The 17,092-nt window shown below is 35.1% G+C and carries 19 protein-coding genes; 7 read left to right on the forward strand and 12 right to left on the reverse strand.

The genetic code is table 11. The features are described 5' to 3' along the window. The first annotated feature begins 135 nt into the window (after positions 1–135). A complete protein-coding gene (locus tag AC0L3Q_RS06885) occupies positions 136–885 on the forward strand; it encodes a CDP-alcohol phosphatidyltransferase family protein (protein ID WP_473285896.1) in 750 nt (249 codons plus the stop codon). Between the two features lie 19 nt (positions 886–904). On the opposite strand, the gene lptB is transcribed toward AC0L3Q_RS06885, so the two are convergent. From lptB to AC0L3Q_RS06905, 4 genes are all read right to left on the reverse strand, one after another. Then, positions 905–1,651 (reverse strand): LPS export ABC transporter ATP-binding protein, encoded by a 747-nt coding sequence (gene lptB, locus AC0L3Q_RS06890; RefSeq protein ID WP_073315253.1) that lies wholly within the window; start codon positions 1,649–1,651, stop codon positions 905–907. A gap of 82 nt (positions 1,652–1,733) precedes the next feature. Continuing rightward, complete coding sequence (locus AC0L3Q_RS06895) at positions 1,734–2,081, reverse strand: carboxymuconolactone decarboxylase family protein (RefSeq protein ID WP_073315252.1); 348 nt, start codon at positions 2,079–2,081, stop codon at positions 1,734–1,736. Next, complete coding sequence (gene tatC, locus AC0L3Q_RS06900) at positions 2,081–2,914, reverse strand: twin-arginine translocase subunit TatC (protein ID WP_473285897.1); 834 nt, start codon at positions 2,912–2,914, stop codon at positions 2,081–2,083. The genes AC0L3Q_RS06895 and tatC overlap by 1 nt, the downstream gene beginning before the upstream one ends. Further along, complete coding sequence (locus AC0L3Q_RS06905) at positions 2,914–3,879, reverse strand: KpsF/GutQ family sugar-phosphate isomerase (protein ID WP_473285898.1); 966 nt, start codon at positions 3,877–3,879, stop codon at positions 2,914–2,916. The genes tatC and AC0L3Q_RS06905 overlap by 1 nt, the downstream gene beginning before the upstream one ends. Positions 3,880–4,117: 238 nt before the next feature. On the opposite strand from AC0L3Q_RS06905, the gene AC0L3Q_RS06910 reads away from it, so the two are divergent. After that, complete coding sequence (locus tag AC0L3Q_RS06910; protein WP_473285899.1) at positions 4,118–6,322, forward strand: RecQ family ATP-dependent DNA helicase; 2,205 nt, start codon at positions 4,118–4,120, stop codon at positions 6,320–6,322. A 498-nt stretch (positions 6,323–6,820) separates the two neighbouring features. Here AC0L3Q_RS06910 and AC0L3Q_RS06915 read toward each other — a convergent pair whose 3' ends face one another. From AC0L3Q_RS06915 to AC0L3Q_RS06940, 6 genes are all read right to left on the reverse strand, one after another. Beyond that, positions 6,821–7,012 (reverse strand): hypothetical protein, encoded by a 192-nt coding sequence (locus AC0L3Q_RS06915; protein ID WP_473285900.1) that lies wholly within the window; start codon positions 7,010–7,012, stop codon positions 6,821–6,823. A 20-nt stretch (positions 7,013–7,032) separates the two neighbouring features. Beyond that, positions 7,033–7,374 (reverse strand): hypothetical protein, encoded by a 342-nt coding sequence (locus AC0L3Q_RS06920; RefSeq protein ID WP_473285901.1) that lies wholly within the window; start codon positions 7,372–7,374, stop codon positions 7,033–7,035. 78 nt (positions 7,375–7,452) lie between these two features. Further along, a complete protein-coding gene (locus AC0L3Q_RS06925; protein WP_473285902.1) occupies positions 7,453–9,546 on the reverse strand; it encodes a CHAT domain-containing protein in 2,094 nt (697 codons plus the stop codon). Then, positions 9,543–10,184, reverse strand: coding sequence for a hypothetical protein (locus AC0L3Q_RS06930; RefSeq protein WP_473285903.1), 642 nt, complete (start codon positions 10,182–10,184; stop codon positions 9,543–9,545). The genes AC0L3Q_RS06925 and AC0L3Q_RS06930 overlap by 4 nt, the downstream gene beginning before the upstream one ends. A gap of 70 nt (positions 10,185–10,254) precedes the next feature. Next, positions 10,255–10,842 carry a hypothetical protein gene (locus tag AC0L3Q_RS06935; RefSeq protein WP_473285904.1) on the reverse strand — a complete coding sequence of 196 codons (588 nt, stop codon included), beginning with the start codon at positions 10,840–10,842 and terminating at the stop codon, positions 10,255–10,257. A gap of 215 nt (positions 10,843–11,057) precedes the next feature. Further along, complete coding sequence (locus AC0L3Q_RS06940) at positions 11,058–11,648, reverse strand: hypothetical protein (protein ID WP_473285905.1); 591 nt, start codon at positions 11,646–11,648, stop codon at positions 11,058–11,060. 106 nt (positions 11,649–11,754) lie between these two features. Between AC0L3Q_RS06940 and AC0L3Q_RS06945 the strand changes: the two genes are divergently transcribed. The 5 genes from AC0L3Q_RS06945 (at position 11,755) to AC0L3Q_RS06965 (ending at position 15,995) form a co-directional block, all read left to right on the forward strand. Next, the gene (locus AC0L3Q_RS06945) at positions 11,755–12,321 is read left to right on the forward strand and encodes an RNA polymerase sigma factor (RefSeq protein ID WP_473285906.1); all 567 of its coding nucleotides are present in this window, start codon (positions 11,755–11,757) and stop codon (positions 12,319–12,321) included. Then, positions 12,318–13,121 carry a tetratricopeptide repeat protein gene (locus AC0L3Q_RS06950; RefSeq protein ID WP_473285907.1) on the forward strand — a complete coding sequence of 268 codons (804 nt, stop codon included), beginning with the start codon at positions 12,318–12,320 and terminating at the stop codon, positions 13,119–13,121. Before AC0L3Q_RS06945 ends, AC0L3Q_RS06950 begins: the two co-directional genes overlap by 4 nt. A gap of 352 nt (positions 13,122–13,473) precedes the next feature. After that, positions 13,474–14,406 (forward strand): peptidylprolyl isomerase, encoded by a 933-nt coding sequence (locus tag AC0L3Q_RS06955; protein ID WP_473285908.1) that lies wholly within the window; start codon positions 13,474–13,476, stop codon positions 14,404–14,406. A gap of 269 nt (positions 14,407–14,675) precedes the next feature. Then, the gene (locus tag AC0L3Q_RS06960; RefSeq protein WP_473285909.1) at positions 14,676–15,470 is read left to right on the forward strand and encodes a hypothetical protein; all 795 of its coding nucleotides are present in this window, start codon (positions 14,676–14,678) and stop codon (positions 15,468–15,470) included. Positions 15,471–15,476: 6 nt separating this feature from the next. Continuing rightward, a complete protein-coding gene (locus tag AC0L3Q_RS06965) occupies positions 15,477–15,995 on the forward strand; it encodes a YfiT family bacillithiol transferase (RefSeq protein WP_473285910.1) in 519 nt (172 codons plus the stop codon). Here the strand turns inward: AC0L3Q_RS06965 and AC0L3Q_RS06970 are convergent. Both AC0L3Q_RS06970 and AC0L3Q_RS06975 read right to left on the reverse strand, forming a co-directional pair. Continuing rightward, positions 15,992–16,519: a GNAT family N-acetyltransferase gene (locus tag AC0L3Q_RS06970; protein ID WP_473285911.1), complete on the reverse strand. Its 528-nt coding sequence runs from the start codon at positions 16,517–16,519 to the stop codon at positions 15,992–15,994. The genes AC0L3Q_RS06965 and AC0L3Q_RS06970 overlap by 4 nt on opposite strands. Positions 16,520–16,522: 3 nt before the next feature. Then, a complete protein-coding gene (locus tag AC0L3Q_RS06975; RefSeq protein WP_073315238.1) occupies positions 16,523–17,080 on the reverse strand; it encodes a thioredoxin family protein in 558 nt (185 codons plus the stop codon). Between the last annotated feature and the right edge of the window lie 12 nt (positions 17,081–17,092).

The raw sequence follows: 17,092 nt of genomic DNA on the forward strand, positions 1-17,092 counted from the left end.
ATATGATAACGAAAATAAACTTATTTCGTTACAAATAAGAAAATAGAATACTTCTTTTTTGTTAAGCTTACTTCATGGGTTCATTCTTGGTGTATAGATAAATAGTTTGTTATTTTTACACCAAATGTAAAATTCATGCAAATAAAAAAGCACATCCCTAATAGTATCACTTTATTGAATCTTTTTTGTGGTTGTATCGCGGTGATTTTTGCTGTGAACGGAAAATTGGAGTATACCGCTTTGTTTGTAATGCTGGGTATCGGATTTGATTTCTTTGATGGGTTAGCTGCAAGAGTGCTGAAGGTACAAAGTGATTTAGGATTGCAATTGGATTCTTTAGCAGATATGATAACCAGTGGTTTGGCTCCAGGTATAGTAATGTATCAATTATTATCTCAAGTAGTAGGGACACCATTTGCTGACGCAACAGATTCCTTGGGTGCTAATGGAGCTTTTAAAGAGATAGGCATGCCGTATTTATCTTTGTTGGGGTTATTGATTACCCTGGCTTCTGCATATCGTTTGGCAAAATTTAATATAGATACACGTCAGACTACTTCCTTTATTGGTTTGCCAACTCCGGCAAATACACTACTTATTATTAGTTTACCACTTATTCTTAAATATCAGCAAGAAATTTGGGTTTTAGAAATCATAATGAATATGTGGTTTTTGATAGGGGTTACGATATTGAGCTGTTATTTACTAAATGCAGAAATTCCTTTGTTTGCCTTGAAGTTTAAAACATGGGGGTTAAAAGAGAATGTAACCCGATATGTTTTTCTGATATTGGCGATTATTTTGATAGTGGTACTTCAATTTGTTGCCATTCCTTTGGTGATCTTGATGTATATCCTTTTGTCCTTAGTATTAAAGGATAAATAACCTTTGCTGAAAAGGAAAACTAATTGTTGAAGTCCAGTTTCTTTTTTCTCAATTCGAAATTTTGACCAAGATATACTTTTCGAACCATTTCGTCTTCCGCCAATTCTTCAGGAATACCTGCTTTTAGGATACTTCCTTCAAACATCAAATAGGTTCTATCTGTGATCGCCAAAGTTTCCTGTACGTTATGGTCCGTGATCAGGATTCCGATATTCTTATCCTTTAATTGGGCTACGATACGTTGGATATCTTCTACAGCAACAGGATCTACACCAGCAAAAGGTTCGTCAAGCAGAATAAAATTAGGGTCCGTCGCTAGAGCTCTAGCGATTTCAGTTCTACGTCTTTCTCCACCACTTAGTAAGTCTCCACGGTTTTTACGGATATGACCTAAACCAAACTCTTCAATAAGAGCTTCCATTTTATCGAGCTGTTCTTTTTTGGAAAGTTTGGTCAGTTGTAAAACACTTAGAATATTATCTTCGATACTCAATTTCCTAAAAACCGAAGCTTCCTGAGCCAAGTATCCAATTCCATTCTGAGCACGTTTATACATAGGAAACTTGGTGATATCGGTATTGTCTAACGTTATTTTTCCTCCATTTGGCTTCACCAAGCCCACAATCATATAGAAAGAGGTGGTTTTACCTGCTCCATTTGGACCAAGTAATCCAACAATTTCACCTTGGTTTACTTCAAGAGAAATTCCTTTTACTACTTTTCTTCCTTTATATGATTTTACTAAGTTATCTGCTTTCAGTTTCATAATAGAATGACTTCTTTAGTTTTGGGGTGTTGCTACAAATGGGCTGTAAATTTACATTATTCTTTCAAACAACAAGTATTTGTTATTTCTGAGCTTCTAATGCATCCCAAAATTCATAAGCTCTTCGTAAATGAGGAATGACAATGGTTCCACCTACTAATGTAGCAATACTTAAGGCTTCTGCTACTTCTTCTTTAGAAAGACCTTCTTTATGGCAGGTTTCCAAATGATAACGAACACAATCGTCGCAACGTAATACAGCAGAAGCAACAAGACCCAACAATTCTTTGGTTTTTACAGACAATGCGCCTTCCATATAAGCATTGGTGTCTAGATTGAATATTCTCTTTATCACTTTGTTATTATCCTCCAGGATACGAGAATTCATTTTCTCTCTGTAAGCGTTAAATTCGTCAACTATGTTGCTCATTAGGATTGTTTTTGAAGTTTTTGTTTTTCTTTTTTGATGACAATTTTTGAGATAAAAATACTTACCTCGTATAATATGATAATCGGAATCGCTACAATGACCTGACTTGCAATATCTGGTGGTGTAATTACTGCAGACAGAATAAGTACGATGACCAATGCAAATTTTCTATATTTTCTTAGGAATTCTGGAGTAACCAGGCCTACTTTGGTCAAAAAGAACATGATTACAGGTAATTCGAAGATCAATCCACAGGCGATTACAGAAGCTCTTACCAAAGCAATATAGCTATCGATATCAAACTCGTTCAAAACCTCGGCACTTACTTGATAGCCTCCCAAAAAGTTAATGGATAGCGGGGTAATTACGTAATACCCAAAAAGAACACCAAGAAAGAATAACCACGAACAAATGATGATAAATCCTTTTGAATATTTCTTCTCATTGTCATATAACGCTGGAGCGATAAATTTCCAAAATTCGTACAGGACATAAGGGAAAGCTATGATGAAACCGGCAGTAATCGAGGTCCAGATATGAACAGAAAACTGTCCAGCTACTTTTCTACTTTGAACGCTGAACGGTAATTCTTTGAAACAAAGGCTATCATCCAAGCCTAATAATTTGGATAAATTACAAAGTCCTTTGTAGGTGGGGAAATCTGGTTTCTTTGGACCAAAAATAAGAACGTCGAAAATAAATTCCTTAGCTACAAATGCAATGATAGCTGCTATCAAAACCGCCATAGTTGCTCTTATGAGGTGCCAGCGTAACTCTTCTAGATGATCCAGAAAAGACATGGATTGTGGATCTTTTTGCGTATCTGTTGCCATTATAAAATTCCTTCTCGCATTAAATCATGAATATGGACTACACCGCTATATTTACCTTCTTCTGCGGCCAATAATTGAGAAATGGAATTTTCCTCCAATACTTCGAGAGCATCAACTGCCATAGCAGTATTTGTTATTGTTTTAGGATTAGGAGACATGATATCTTTTGCCGTAAGACCATCAAAAGAAGTGTTGGTCGTCAACATTCTCCGAAGGTCACCATCTGTGATGATACCGATAATTTTTTCTTCATCAACCACTGCGGTTGCTCCTAGTCGTTTTTCGGTCATTTCTACAATAACTTCATTAATATTTGAGTCTGGAGAAACCTGTGGTTTTTCGTTTCTTGAGGTAATGTCACTTACTCTCAAGTACAATTTCTTTCCTAATGCTCCTCCCGGATGGTACTTGGCAAAATCTCTACTCGAAAAGCCTTGCAAGTGCAATAGACATACAGCCAGGGCGTCTCCCATTACTAACTGAGCTGTAGTACTTGTGGTAGGAGCCAGGTTATTAGGGCAAGCTTCTTTATCTACATAAGCATGTAATATAAAGTCAGCTTCTTGTCCTAAGAATGAATTTTTATTTGCAGTAATACCGATTAACGGGTTTTTGAAATTTTTGATCAGCGGGACAAGCACTTTTATTTCTGGAGTATTTCCACTTTTAGAAATGCAAATTACCACATCATCTTCGAGGATATTTCCTAAATCTCCATGGATGGCATCTGCAGCATGCATAAATACAGCCGGAGTACCTGTCGAGTTCATTGTAGCTACGATCTTGGTAGCTATGATAGCGCTTTTGCCAATACCCGTTATGATCACTCTACCTTTTGAGTTTTGTATCGTTTCTACAGCTTTTGCGAATTCTTCGTCGATTAATTCCTCTAAATAAGCTATCGCTTGTGCTTCTTCTGCTATGGTTTTTTTAGCATAAGAAATTATGGTGTCTTGGGTATTCAAAATTTAAAAAATTTGCATGTTATCAATAAAGATTTTATTATCTTTAATTTACGCAAAGGTATGTAATACCTTATTAATTTTAAATACTGTCAAAAAAAGGATTATAATTTATGATTTCCTTATATTTGACAGTTTAAAACTGTAATTGATATTATCCACTTAAATCTGTTATTGGGGAGATAGATTTTAGTGTTAGTGAAATCTTTATTTAATTGGTTTATAAAAGTTTAAGGATTTAATGAGTGTGAATGAAACTGACTTACAAGATGCCCTCAAGAAGTATTTTGGTTTTAGTCAATTTAGAGGATTACAAGAAAAGGTAATAAAAAGTATTCTTGACAAGCAAAATACTTTTGTAATTATGCCTACAGGTGGTGGGAAGTCCCTATGTTACCAACTCCCAGCATTGATGTGTAAAGGAACGGCAATTGTCGTATCTCCCTTGATCGCCTTGATGAAAAATCAGGTGGATGCTATCCGAAGTATATCTGCAGAAGAAGGAATAGCCCATGTTTTAAATTCGTCGTTGAATAAATCAGAGGTAAAAAAGGTAAAAGGAGATATCGAAAGCGGTGTGACAAAACTACTATATGTCGCTCCAGAGTCGCTGACAAAAGAAGAATACGTAGATTTTTTAAAATCCCAGGAGATTTCTTTTCTAGCGGTGGATGAAGCCCATTGTATCAGTGAATGGGGGCATGATTTCCGGCCGGAATATAGAAATCTGCGAAATATCATCAAACGAATTGGAGAAGATATCCCTATCATTGGCCTTACGGCAACTGCAACTCCCAAGGTGCAAGAGGATATTCTTAAAAATTTGGGGATGGGCAATGCTCAGACCTTTAAAGCTTCTTTTAACCGTCCTAATCTTTTTTATGAAATCCGTCCAAAGACCAAAAATGTAGATGCCGATATCATTCGTTTTGTAAAGCAAAATTCGGGTAAAAGTGGTATTGTGTATTGCTTAAGCCGAAAACGAGTAGAAGAACTGGCGCAAACATTGGAAGTAAATGGAGTCAAAGCAGTGCCGTATCATGCGGGATTAGATGCCAAAACGAGAGCAAAACATCAGGATATGTTCTTGATGGAAGATGCAGATGTTGTAGTAGCCACAATTGCTTTTGGAATGGGAATCGATAAACCAGATGTGAGATTTGTAATTCATCATGATATTCCAAAAAGTATTGAAAGTTATTATCAGGAAACTGGTCGTGCTGGTAGAGATGGCGGAGAAGGACATTGTCTGGCATACTACTCCTATAAAGATATCGAGAAACTCGAGAAATTTATGAGCGGTAAACCTGTTGCAGAGCAGGAAATAGGTCATGCGTTGCTTCAGGAAGTTGTGGCATTTGCAGAGACCTCTATATCACGACGTAAATTCATTTTACACTACTTTGGAGAAGAGTTTGATGAAGTGCATGGAGAAGGAGCGGATATGGATGATAACGTTCGTAATCCAAAGAAAAAGCATGAAGCCAAAGATGAGGCCAAACTGCTCTTAGAAGTAGTGAGTAAAACCGGAGAGATATATAAATCCAAGGATTTGGTAAACACACTTATCGGAAAGAGTAACGCATTAATCATTTCTCATAAGACGCACCAACAGCATTTTTTTGGTAGTGGTAAGGCCAGAGAAGATAAATATTGGATGGCGCTGACAAGACAATTATTGGTTGCTGGATATCTAAAGAAGGATATAGAGACCTATGGCATTATACGGATGACCAAAGAAGGAAAAGACTTTATTACGTCACCTTCAAGTTTTATGATGACCGAGGATCATATTTACGACGAAACCAAAGATGATACGATTATAACAGCTGCCAAAGGAGGAGGAAAAGGAAGCAGTGACGAGAAATTGGCAGGTATGTTGAAGGATCTGCGAAAGAGTGTAGCCAAAAAGCTTGGTGTACCTCCTTTTGTTGTGTTCCAGGATCCTTCGATAGAAGATATGGCATTAAAATATCCTGTTTCTATAGAAGAATTAGGTAATGTACATGGAGTAGGAGAAGGGAAAGCCAAAAAGTATGGGAAGGAATTTGTAGCCCTTATTGAAAAGTACGTAGAAGAAAATGAAATTGTTCGCCCGGATGACTTCGTAGTAAAGAGTACGGGAGCCAATAGTGGTTTGAAACTATATATTATTCAGAATGTGGATCGTAAATTACCTCTGGATGATATCGCATCTGCCAAGGGGATGGAAATGCCAGAATTCATTAAAGAAATGGAAGCGATCGTATACAGTGGTACAAAGTTGAATATCACCTATTGGATCGATGAAATTTTGGACGAAGATCAGCAAGAAGAAATTCATGAGTATTTCTTAGAAGCAGAAAATGACAAAATAGACTTAGCTATCGAAGAATTTGATGGAGATTACGATGATGAAGAACTTCGTTTATACCGAATCAAATTTATTAGTGATGTAGCGAATTAGAGTTTTATGATGAAAATCTATATAAAAGGCTGTCCATATCGACAGCCTTTTGTTTTAAAATTTATTCGCAGTTTACATGAATAGATCTACAGCTTACTTCTGTATGCCCGCAACCATCCGTTTGAACGATACAATCTTTGGAATTGCACTCTAGCTTTGCGGAGCAATCGTTATAACTAGGACAACCATTGGATACCATTATTATTATCCCTCCTTTAACTGCAGAGCTACCAATTCTAGAAATTACATTTTTCTTTAGTGATAAACCGTCTAACTTTTTTTCTTCATGATTTTAATGTTTTAAAAAAAATGATAAGTGCTTGAACATTTAGAGACACTCAAGATGTATGTCTTTGATAGTACTATCTGTTGTATCGTTCATTAAATCATGAAATGTTACTACATCATTTTTTATTCCTTAATGTAAAATCTAAAACCATAAAAAAACCGACTGTATATGCAGTCGGTTTTGTATAGTTATATTAAAGATATCAAATGTTATCGCAAAGGTATTCCGATTGGACCACCACCTGTATCATCGTCGTCATTGTTATCATCCCCATCAGGGAATAGCGGATCTGTATTAGGACCATCAGCAACGCACCCTGCTAAAGGAGTATCCGTTCTTTCAAAAACCGGAGGTGGTCCAATATATGGAGGTTGAGCTGCTCCACCTTCACCAAGAGTCATGCTTTCTTCGGCATCAACAACTACTTTTTTTCTTCGTCGTTTTTAGGATTGTAATATCTGTAACAGGGCACCCACCATGCTTCGATATTCGAACATAGAGTTTCTTCTACTCTTATTGAATCATACCATCGTTGTGCGGCAATAAATCTAAATAGACTCCTATCAGAGGGAGACATTTCACCAAAGTTAACGTATATTATCTTTCGACATTCAAAACCAGAAGGTAATTTAAGGTTTTTGGTTTCGGTTTTTTCTGGAGTTAAAATTTTTTGAGGTGCGATGTCTTCTTGTTCATCTATGCTACAACTTTGTGCTCCAAACATAAAGAGTGCAGTAAGGCTTAATAAAGCAATTTTTTTCATAGGATGTTTTTTTGTTTTCCGTATTCATTAATAGGTTTCCCCAAACCTAAACATGTTACCACGCGAAATTAACATTTTTTAAGAATTTCTTTTTCTTTTATTCGCAAAGAGATAAACAATTACAGATAATACCAGAATCAAAGCAAGGCTGATCCATAAAATTGAATAGTTATCTTGAGGTAATAAAGCATCTGGGTTTCCAATCAATATCAAAGGAGCCCAGTAATGTGGTGAAGCTTCTGCATCAGTATTGGATTTTAGGTAATCCAATTTGGCCAAACGCAACGCTTCAGATTTAGTTTTTCCTTTACTTAGATTTTTATAAAAATTTGAAGTGATTGTTGCCGTAGTTTTGTCATTAGTGCTCCAAAGCGATGGAATCACTGTGTTTGCCCCAGAAGAAAAGAAACCTCGGGCAAGACTAAGCACACCTTCTCCATGCGTTACTTCGCCTAATGAAGTATTACAGGCGCTTAATACCACTAGTTCAGCATTGGTCTTGGATACATTGATTTCGTCAACTGTTAATTTAGAATCGTGAAAAGCGATCCATGGAGTGTTAATATCAGAAGCATCTGCATGTGTTGCTAAATGTAAAATTTTGTAATCCCTCGCTTTTTTAATAAAACTGTCTTTCAACGCTTCATCATTCATTAATAAAGAGCCTGCATAATAGGTTTGAGCGATATCAATTTCATCTTTGCTTTTTGATAAGGTAGAAAGTCCGTTTGAGAAATTAATAGGAGCTACACCCAAAAACTCATTTTCATGTTGTCGATGTACAGCGGCATTTTCTTTTTGAAAAGATAAAGAATATAGATAGTTAATATCTGATTCCTCAATGAAATAGGTTCTTTTGTCAAGGTTAGTGACCAGCGCTTCAAAAGGAATAAAGCTCAATTGGCGATCGGGTATGATGGTCACTTTTTTATTTTTTAATAGCCCTTGAATTTCTTGAGGGAAAAGTTGATCATATAAAGCGTATGCTGTTTTTGTATATACTGTGATATCTGCTGAGGTAACAAACGGTTGGTTTAATCGTTTTCTTAAATCATACGCATGATCTAATAATTTTTTGGTGTTCTCAATTTTGAAAAAACGAGTGTCATCATTAGTTATGACAATACCGTGGGTTTGTGGAATGGTAAGAGCAATAGATTCTGCTATCATGTATTGAACGATAACTTCATCTTTTTTTACTTCTATTTCTTTTAGCGATAGTATTTTGGGATTTGAAATAGTGGTAAAGTAAGCAGGATAAACAGAGGATAATGAATCCTTAAATTGTTTTAAAGTTTCTTTTTGATCTAAAATAAGAGCACTAATAGAATCTTTTTGGGCTATGGGAGCTTTAACAAATCGTTTTTGTAGATATATAATTTCACTTTCGAGATCTGTCTTTCTCTCAAGAATTCCTGTGGGAATATCACTGTTTTTTGTATTAATCTCTTGGGTTAGTAATAAGGCCTTGTTTTTTTCCATAAAGTAAAAAGCTGCGTCAATATCGTTCAACTTGTAACAAGCTTCAATACCTATAGCGTAAATCTGTGAAGCCAAACTTCTCCAAATAAGTTTGGATCGATAAGATAAGTTTTCTTGCATGATAAGGTCGGTCAAAACATCTGCAGACTTAACAGTTCTAATTACGTTTTTATAAGAGGAATCATCGTCATCTTTTTTGGCTTTAACCATATAGACTTGGCTTTTCAATTTTAGGGATTCCAAAAAAACAGATTTGTCATTAATATTAACAAGTTCTTTTTTCGAAGGTAACCAATGTATGTCTGGGATCTCCTGATTCAAATATTTTGAAAATGCTTTTTGGTAATAGGTATGCGCTTTTAAAAAATTTCCTTCTGTAAAGGCCAACTCTCCTAAGCCATGATATATTTTGGGGATTAAATAGCTGGCACTGCTACTGCTTTCGGCATAGAACAGTGCTTTGTCAAAATATGTTTGGGCCAGTTCGGTGTCCGTTTCATTATAATTCATTCCCAAATTAAAATTGATCTGCGCCAGGTTTTTAGTGCGATTCATTTTTTCTGCCAATCCCAGCGCTTTTTCAAAATATGAAATGGATTTTGCCGTATTTTTATTTATATATAAATCTCCAAGATTATTATTTATGGCATATTGATCGTGTATACTAGGTTTCTCTATCGTTTTGATCAAAGAATCAGCGGTTTGTAAATGTGTAATTGCTTTTGCAATATTTTTAGCATTTCGAATATTTTTATAAGAAAGCGCGGTATTGATATGATTAGAAACAATGTATTTTTTTCCTTTACGGGATCAAAATATTTAAAAGCGAGTAATTGATATTCAATGGCTTTGTAAGGATCACCTAATGCGTTGTAAGATGAGCCAATTAGGGCGTACGCTTGGTTATTGTTGAAATCAGAACCTTTGACATCAATTAGTTTTCTGAAATATTCAATGCTAATATCATGGTTCTTATATAATTTGTTGAAGATAGCATAATTAAAATAGCTTCTTTTTAACATCTCTGCATTGAAAGGTTCGGCTTTTTTTCTTGCCTCAATAGCTACTTTGGTAGCTGCCAGTGCCTTTTTCCATTTTCGTTCTTTATAAAACAACCAACGCCCCACCTGATGCGCATCTGACCCTAATTGTGTAAAATCTTTGTTTTTTTTATGGAGCTCAAAAAGTTCATCGTATTGGGTAAGCTTTTCAGAATCTTTACCTGGGAGTTGATGAATAGAATCCAGTGTAAAAGATATTTCCTGACCCATACAAGTCTGGATCAGGAAATACATAAATATTGTAATTACCAATTTATAGGTTCTCATATGTAATTTGCGCTAGGGTTTTGACGTGTTGTGTTGAGAATTAATAAATTGAAAAATACTAAATTTTTTGTTAACGGATATTTCTTATGGGTAATCCTGGTGTGTTATGAGGATTGTCATCATCTGTAGTAGGTACTGCTGGGTGATCACCCGTATCATCATCATCTTCTATAATATCTTCAATACCAGTAACACATATATTGTAGTTAAAAGGGCTATCAGGCTTATATCTAGGAGAACTAGTTACGTTTGGTGGTGGTGGAGCTCCTCCTTCGCCTAGAGTAAGACTTTCTTCTGCATCAATAACAATCTCTTTTTCTTCATCATTTTTTGCACTATATCTATACCTGTCTATCAGTTCGCAAGGTACAGTCCAGGCTTCTACACTATGACAATGAGTAGGTTTTATAAGTACCCTATTTTCAAACCAACGCGCGGCGGCTAGTTTTCTAAAGTCATCTCGGTTACCTAGCATGTTCCCATAGTCTATATATATGGTTTTAAAACAATCCGAAAAACCGGGTAAGCTATTTTTTTCTAGAACATCTTTGGTTGTTATTAAATTTTCCGGGGAAATTTCCTTCTGGTCGTCTGTAGAGCAACTTTGTATTCCAATTACAAAAATCGCAGCTAAGATGAATAAAACTGATTTTTTCATTTTAAAGAGTTTGTGTTTTACTAGTTATGGGTTATATATTAATGCCCTTATAAGTACTTATGTTATACTTTAATGTGATAATTAGTATATAAATGACACATACTATTCTGTATTAGGTTTTAAATGATTTTTGTTTAAAACCTAATACAAAAATACTTTTGATGATATTGCAATATATTGGTAAATAAGCAACTTTTTAAACAAGTTGTTTAGAGTTATCGAATATTTCTTACTGGTAATCCTGGCGTATTATGAGGATTGTCATCATCAGGAGTTGGTGCTGGAGGATTATCTCCTAAATTGTCATCATCTTCTATAATATCTTCAATGCCTGTAACGCATATGTGGTAATTAAATACACTATCAGGTTTGTATCTTGGAGAACTTGTTACGCTTGGTGCTGGTGGAGCTCCCCCTTCGCCTAGAGTAAGACTTTCTTCTGCATCAATAACAATCTCTTTTTCTTCATCATTTTTTGCACTGTATCGATACTGGTCTATTAATTCGCATGGTACGGTCCAGGCCTCAACACTAGGGCAATTAGTAATTTTTATAAGTACTTTGTAGTCAAACCATTTTTGGGAAGCTAATTCTTTAAAGTCTGCTCTATTACCTAATCCCATGTTTCCATAATCTATGTATATGGTTTTAAAACAATCTGAAAAACCAGGGAAGTTGTTTTTTTCTATAATATCTTTAGTTGTTGAAAAGTTTTCCGGGGAAATTTCCTCCTGATCGTCTGTAGAGCAACTCTGTATTCCAATTACAAAGGTTGCAGCCAAAATTAATAAAGCTGATTTTTTCATTAAAAATGTTTTTTTTGTTTTCTAATTTATTAGTATGTTTCCCTTTACATAATAATGTTACCACGCGAAAATAAAAAAAATTAAAAAAATAAAGACCTTTTATTGAATGCCGACAGAAGAAAAAGATCTTTTAAAAGAGTTAGCTTCAGGAAATAGCAGCGTCATACGAGAGTTGTATAGCTCCGTGTTTCCTAAGATTAGAAGTTTTGTTGTGAAGAACAACGGAGATCCTACAGATGCAGAAGATGTTTTCCAAAAAGCATTGTTGCAGCTTATTGCGAGATATAAAACAAAATCTTTTGTAATAGAAAGCTCTTTTGACGGCTATTTATACGGTGCTTGCCGTAATTTATGGCGTAGAGAATTAAAAAAACAAAAACGCGTAGTAACAAAACAAGATACTATAGAACTAGTTAGAGAAGAAGATGATATGACTATGGCCGTTTTGGAACAAGAAAAATGGGAATTGTTTCAGGAAAAACTAAAGGAATTATCAGATAATTGTAAGCAATTGTTAGCACTTTTCTTTCAAAAAGTACCGTACAAAGAAATTGTTGGCAAATTGGGATACAGTTCAGACAATGTGGTGAGACAACGGATTTTTAATTGTAAATCACAGTTAACAAAACTAATTAAAAACGACTCCAGGTATAGACAAATAAAGGACGTATGAGTGATTTTTTGGAAGAAATAGATAAATATCTTGATGATATCATGACTCCAGAAGAAAGAAAATCTTTTGAGGAAAAGGTGGATAATGATAGTACTCTTGCCGAAGAATTAAAGCTTCAAAAAGACATGCGATCCATTTATGAAGATAAGGATTGGATCGAAGGAGATACAACGGCTTTGAAAAACAATGAGGCTAAGCAATTGTCGGATTTTTTTAGAAGTGATGAAGCATCATCATTGAAAGAATCGATTGCCGAGGTGGTCGATCAAAATCGTACAAAATCAGGGAATAGGAACAAAAATTTTTATTTTTTGGGTATTGCTGCCTCTATTATTGTACTTATGACGATCTCTGTTTTCGTGTTTTCAGAGAGTGATTATAATGTGCTGTATGCAGAAAATATTGCATTAGATGAAATCCCATCCATGATTACAAGAGGAGAAGAGGAAAATGAACTAGTTAAAAATGCGCAAGAGCTTTTTGAACAAAAGAAGTATGAGGAAGCCGCTGCTATCTTTTTAAAATATCACCAAAGTAATGTGGCTGACATAGATCCCTTAAGTTATATTTATAGCGGTGTTGCCTACCTCGAATTGGATAAATTTGACAAAGCAATAGAGCAATTCGAATTGCTCGAACAAACAAACACCTTACAAAGTAAAAAAGCCAATTGGTATAAGGCAATGGTATATCTGAAGGGAGAAGAAAAAGAAAAACTGAAAGGAATTCTTGTGAAGATTACCTCAGATCCTAACAATTATAACTTTAAGGAAGCAAAAGCTCTTCTTGAAAAAATATAGGTAATAAATATATTCACTTAGCACCGTCAGGTGGTATTCCATGACTATCGCAAATATCTCTAAATAATGATTTGGTCCTTGATCTACAGGGTTCAAGATCAGAACCTCCATGGATTGCACTTTGTCCTACTTTACTTAATTTATAAACTCCTTCTGTTTTTAATAATTCAATTAACATTTGCTTTTGAGTTTTAAGATGTAATAGCTTAAAGATACGGTATTATCTTTTAACGCTTTACGTTCTAAGATTGGAGTTCCAAAGGGCTTGGAATATATCCTGAGTTTACTTCATAAAACGAAGAACAATTAACTATCTTTGCTGCTCAAAATTAAAACGTTAAAAATTATTGTCATGCAAGACGGATTATACGCAAAATTTAAAACCACAAAGGGAGACATCCTAGTCAATCTTGAATATAAAAAAACACCAGGAACGGTAGGTAACTTTGTAGGGTTAGCCGAAGGAAACCTAGAAAATCAGGCGATTCCTCAGGGAAAACCTTACTATAACGGGTTAAAATTCCATAGAGTGATTGCAGATTTTATGATTCAGGGAGGAGATCCGCAAGGAACAGGTGCTGGCGGACCAGGATATCAGTTTGATGATGAGATTCATCCCGATTTAAAACATGATGGACCAGGGGTATTATCGATGGCAAATGCTGGACCAGGTACCAATGGAAGTCAGTTTTTTATTACCCATGTAGAAACGCCTTGGTTAGACGGGAAACATACTGTTTTTGGTAAAGTTGTAGAGGGGCAAAATGTAGTAAATGAAGTTGCGCAAGGAGATGCGATAGAAGAAGTTGAAATCATCAGAGTTGGTGGAGATGCAGAAGGTTTTAATGCGGTAGAAACTTTTAGACAATTCAATGGTGCCAAAGCAGAACGAGAAGCTGCAGCCAAAAAGAAAGCTGAAGAATTATTGGAAGAATTAGCGACCGGTTTTGATAAGACAGATAGTGGGCTGCGTTATCAAATTATCCAAAAAGGAGATGGGGCAAAAGCCGAGAAAGGTAACACTGTATCAGTGCATTACAAAGGAAGTTTGGCAGATGGCACGGTATTTGACTCTTCGTATAAAAGAAATCAACCTATAGATTTTCCATTAGGTATGGGACATGTGATTCCGGGTTGGGACGAAGGAATTGCATTGTTACAGGTTGGAGACAAAGCTCGTTTTGTAATCCCTCCATATTTAGGATATGGTGAAAGAGGAGCAGGAGGAGTAATTCCACCAAACGCAACGTTAATTTTTGATGTTGAATTGGTAAATGCGAAATAACTCATTCGAGAAATGAGTAAACATATTCAAAAAGTCCCTAGTTATTAGGGGCTTTTTTTTAAAAAAATAAGAAAATGACGGATTATTTTGAACATTATGTAACAAATAGAATAGATTGTTGTGTTCACTCATAAAATTTATGTGTTAAGCACTATTTTTTGAATTTTAAATTTCTTTTAACAATAGATTTTTATATTTTGCTAAAAATGATTTTGTTAGAGAATTAAGATTTAAGTATCTTATTAACAAAACTGCTATACCCCCTAGATATGAAACAAGTATTAATCGCGTTCTTAATGCTATGCAATATTTGTCTCTGTGTTGGTCAAAGTAAAGAGGATATTTTAACCAATATTAAAGACCAAATGGAGATTATTGATGGCTACATCGAATTTGAAACATTTTATCTGGATCCTGAAGAGTTTTTGGATAAAATGGCGGATCATGGTGCCGAATTAGAAGGATATTACGAACATGAACGTCTCAAAAAGATTCATCGAAAGGTTAGTACCAGAAATGCTAATCTAATTACAGAATTTTATTTCTGGAATGATCAATTGATTTATGTGAATTATAAACAGAGACCTTATTTGTATGCAACCAATGAAAGCGGACAGAAAGTGTTGGATTATTCACGATCGTTTACCAAATACGAGTCTAAGCATTTTTTCAATAATGGAGAAAGGGTAGATAAGGAAACAGTAGGGTCCCCACTTGATGATGTTTCTCCTGAAACCGATTTTGTGGAGTATGCCAATAAAATGAAAGGACTTCTCGATAATAAATTCTACAATAAAGATACCTATTCTGCCTTACAAGGAAAATGGCTGTATGTTCAAAATACTCAGGATTACATCATTTTTGAAGGAACTATACGATTTAATTTTTACGATGGGAAATTCGCAAATCGTTTAAAAACTAGAATCGAAGACGGTGTTTTGGTGTGTTTCTTCCCAATGGATGATCGCATGTACAGATATAAAATAAAAAGTCTTGATGAAAATGTATTGACCTTGATAGATGAGTTTTCGAATGAAGAATTTATGTACGCTAAAGTAGAATAGTATCCTATGAATTTAAAGTATCCCATTGGCCAATTTGAGTGTCCCGAAAATATAACATCAAATGATGTTCAAAAATGGATTGCTGATATCGAAGAGTTGCCGGCTAAACTAATCGATTTGGTGACGGGGTTTACAGAGGAACAATTGGCGACTCCGTACCGAGAGGGAGGCTGGACTGCCAGGCAAGTTGTTCATCATATTCATGATAGCCATCATAATGGGTATATACGTTTTAAATGGGCAATGACAGAAGATACACCGATGATAAAAGCGTATTTTGAAAACTTATGGGCAGAATTGTTTGATACCAAAACTGCTCCTATTCATTTGTCTTTGGATCTCATAAAAGCACTACATGCCAAATGGGTGTATTTTCTGAAAGGACTTACAGAAGAAGACCTAAAAAAGGCTTTTGTACATCCAGAAGGTAATGTAACTATTTCTCTGGCAGAAGATATAGGTATTTACGCTTGGCATGGAAATCACCATCTGGCACATTTAAAGATTGTGGCAGGAATACTTTAGAGCTTTAAAATCATACGTTGCATACCTCTATATCCATCCTTTAATCCAGGATAATCTAACTCATAGTGATATACCGTAACAAATCCTATTTTTTTGTAAAAATCCAATGCTTTACTGGTGGTCATTACATCCAACCAAACAACCTTTTTATTGATGGATCTTGCATATTCAATAATAAAAATGCATAGCTTTTTTCCGATCCCCAAACCAGTTGATGATTGTAATAAGTAGATTTTTTCTAGCTGCAAAGCCTCATTATTAGTATAATCTTGAATAAGTTCATCTTTTCGGATTTTTAATAAGCCAAGATGAATGTCATCTTTCTTAATCAAATAATAAATGATGTTTTCGATGTTAAAATCTTTTTCAAAAGCCTTCTTGCTAAAACTCAGGTTAAGATAAAAGGATGGGTCTTGATTTTGCCAGATATGAGCATAATGCTCGGGATAAAAAGATTGACTTATTGTGGTTAGAATATCGATATCTTTTTTAGAACATTTTTCAAAACTAATTTCTGATAGCATAAATTATTCCTTCCATTTGATATTACATCCAATACTTGGTTTTTGGTCACTAGAAACGGTAGCATTTCGTAAAACGGCATCCAATGCTTGTCGTAGATCACGACCATTTACGGGAATTCCGTTTCCGGGGCGTGAATCGTCTAATTGACCTCGATAGATTAATTTCAATTGAGCGTCAAATAGATAAAAATCTGGAGTGCAGGCCGCATCATATGCTTTTGCTATTTCTTGTGTTTCATCAAATAAATACGGGAACGTATAATTATTTTTCTGAGCGGTTTTCCACATTTCTTTAGGACCATCCTGAGGATATTTTTCGATATCATTACTGCTGATAGCCACAAAACCAAAGCCCTGTACTCTGTAGTCATTAGCGACTCTTACAATTTCTTCATTTACATGAATTACAAATGGACAATGGTTACAAATAAACATAACCACGGTGCCTTTCTCTCCTTTTACATCTTGCAAAGAAAATTTATCGTTAGTAACAGCATCCGTTAAATGAAAATCAGGGGCCATAGTGCCCAAAGGAAGCATATTTGAAGGAGTACGTGCCATAATTATTTCAAC

Source organism: Aquimarina sp. KJ22-3 (genome assembly GCF_055808215.1).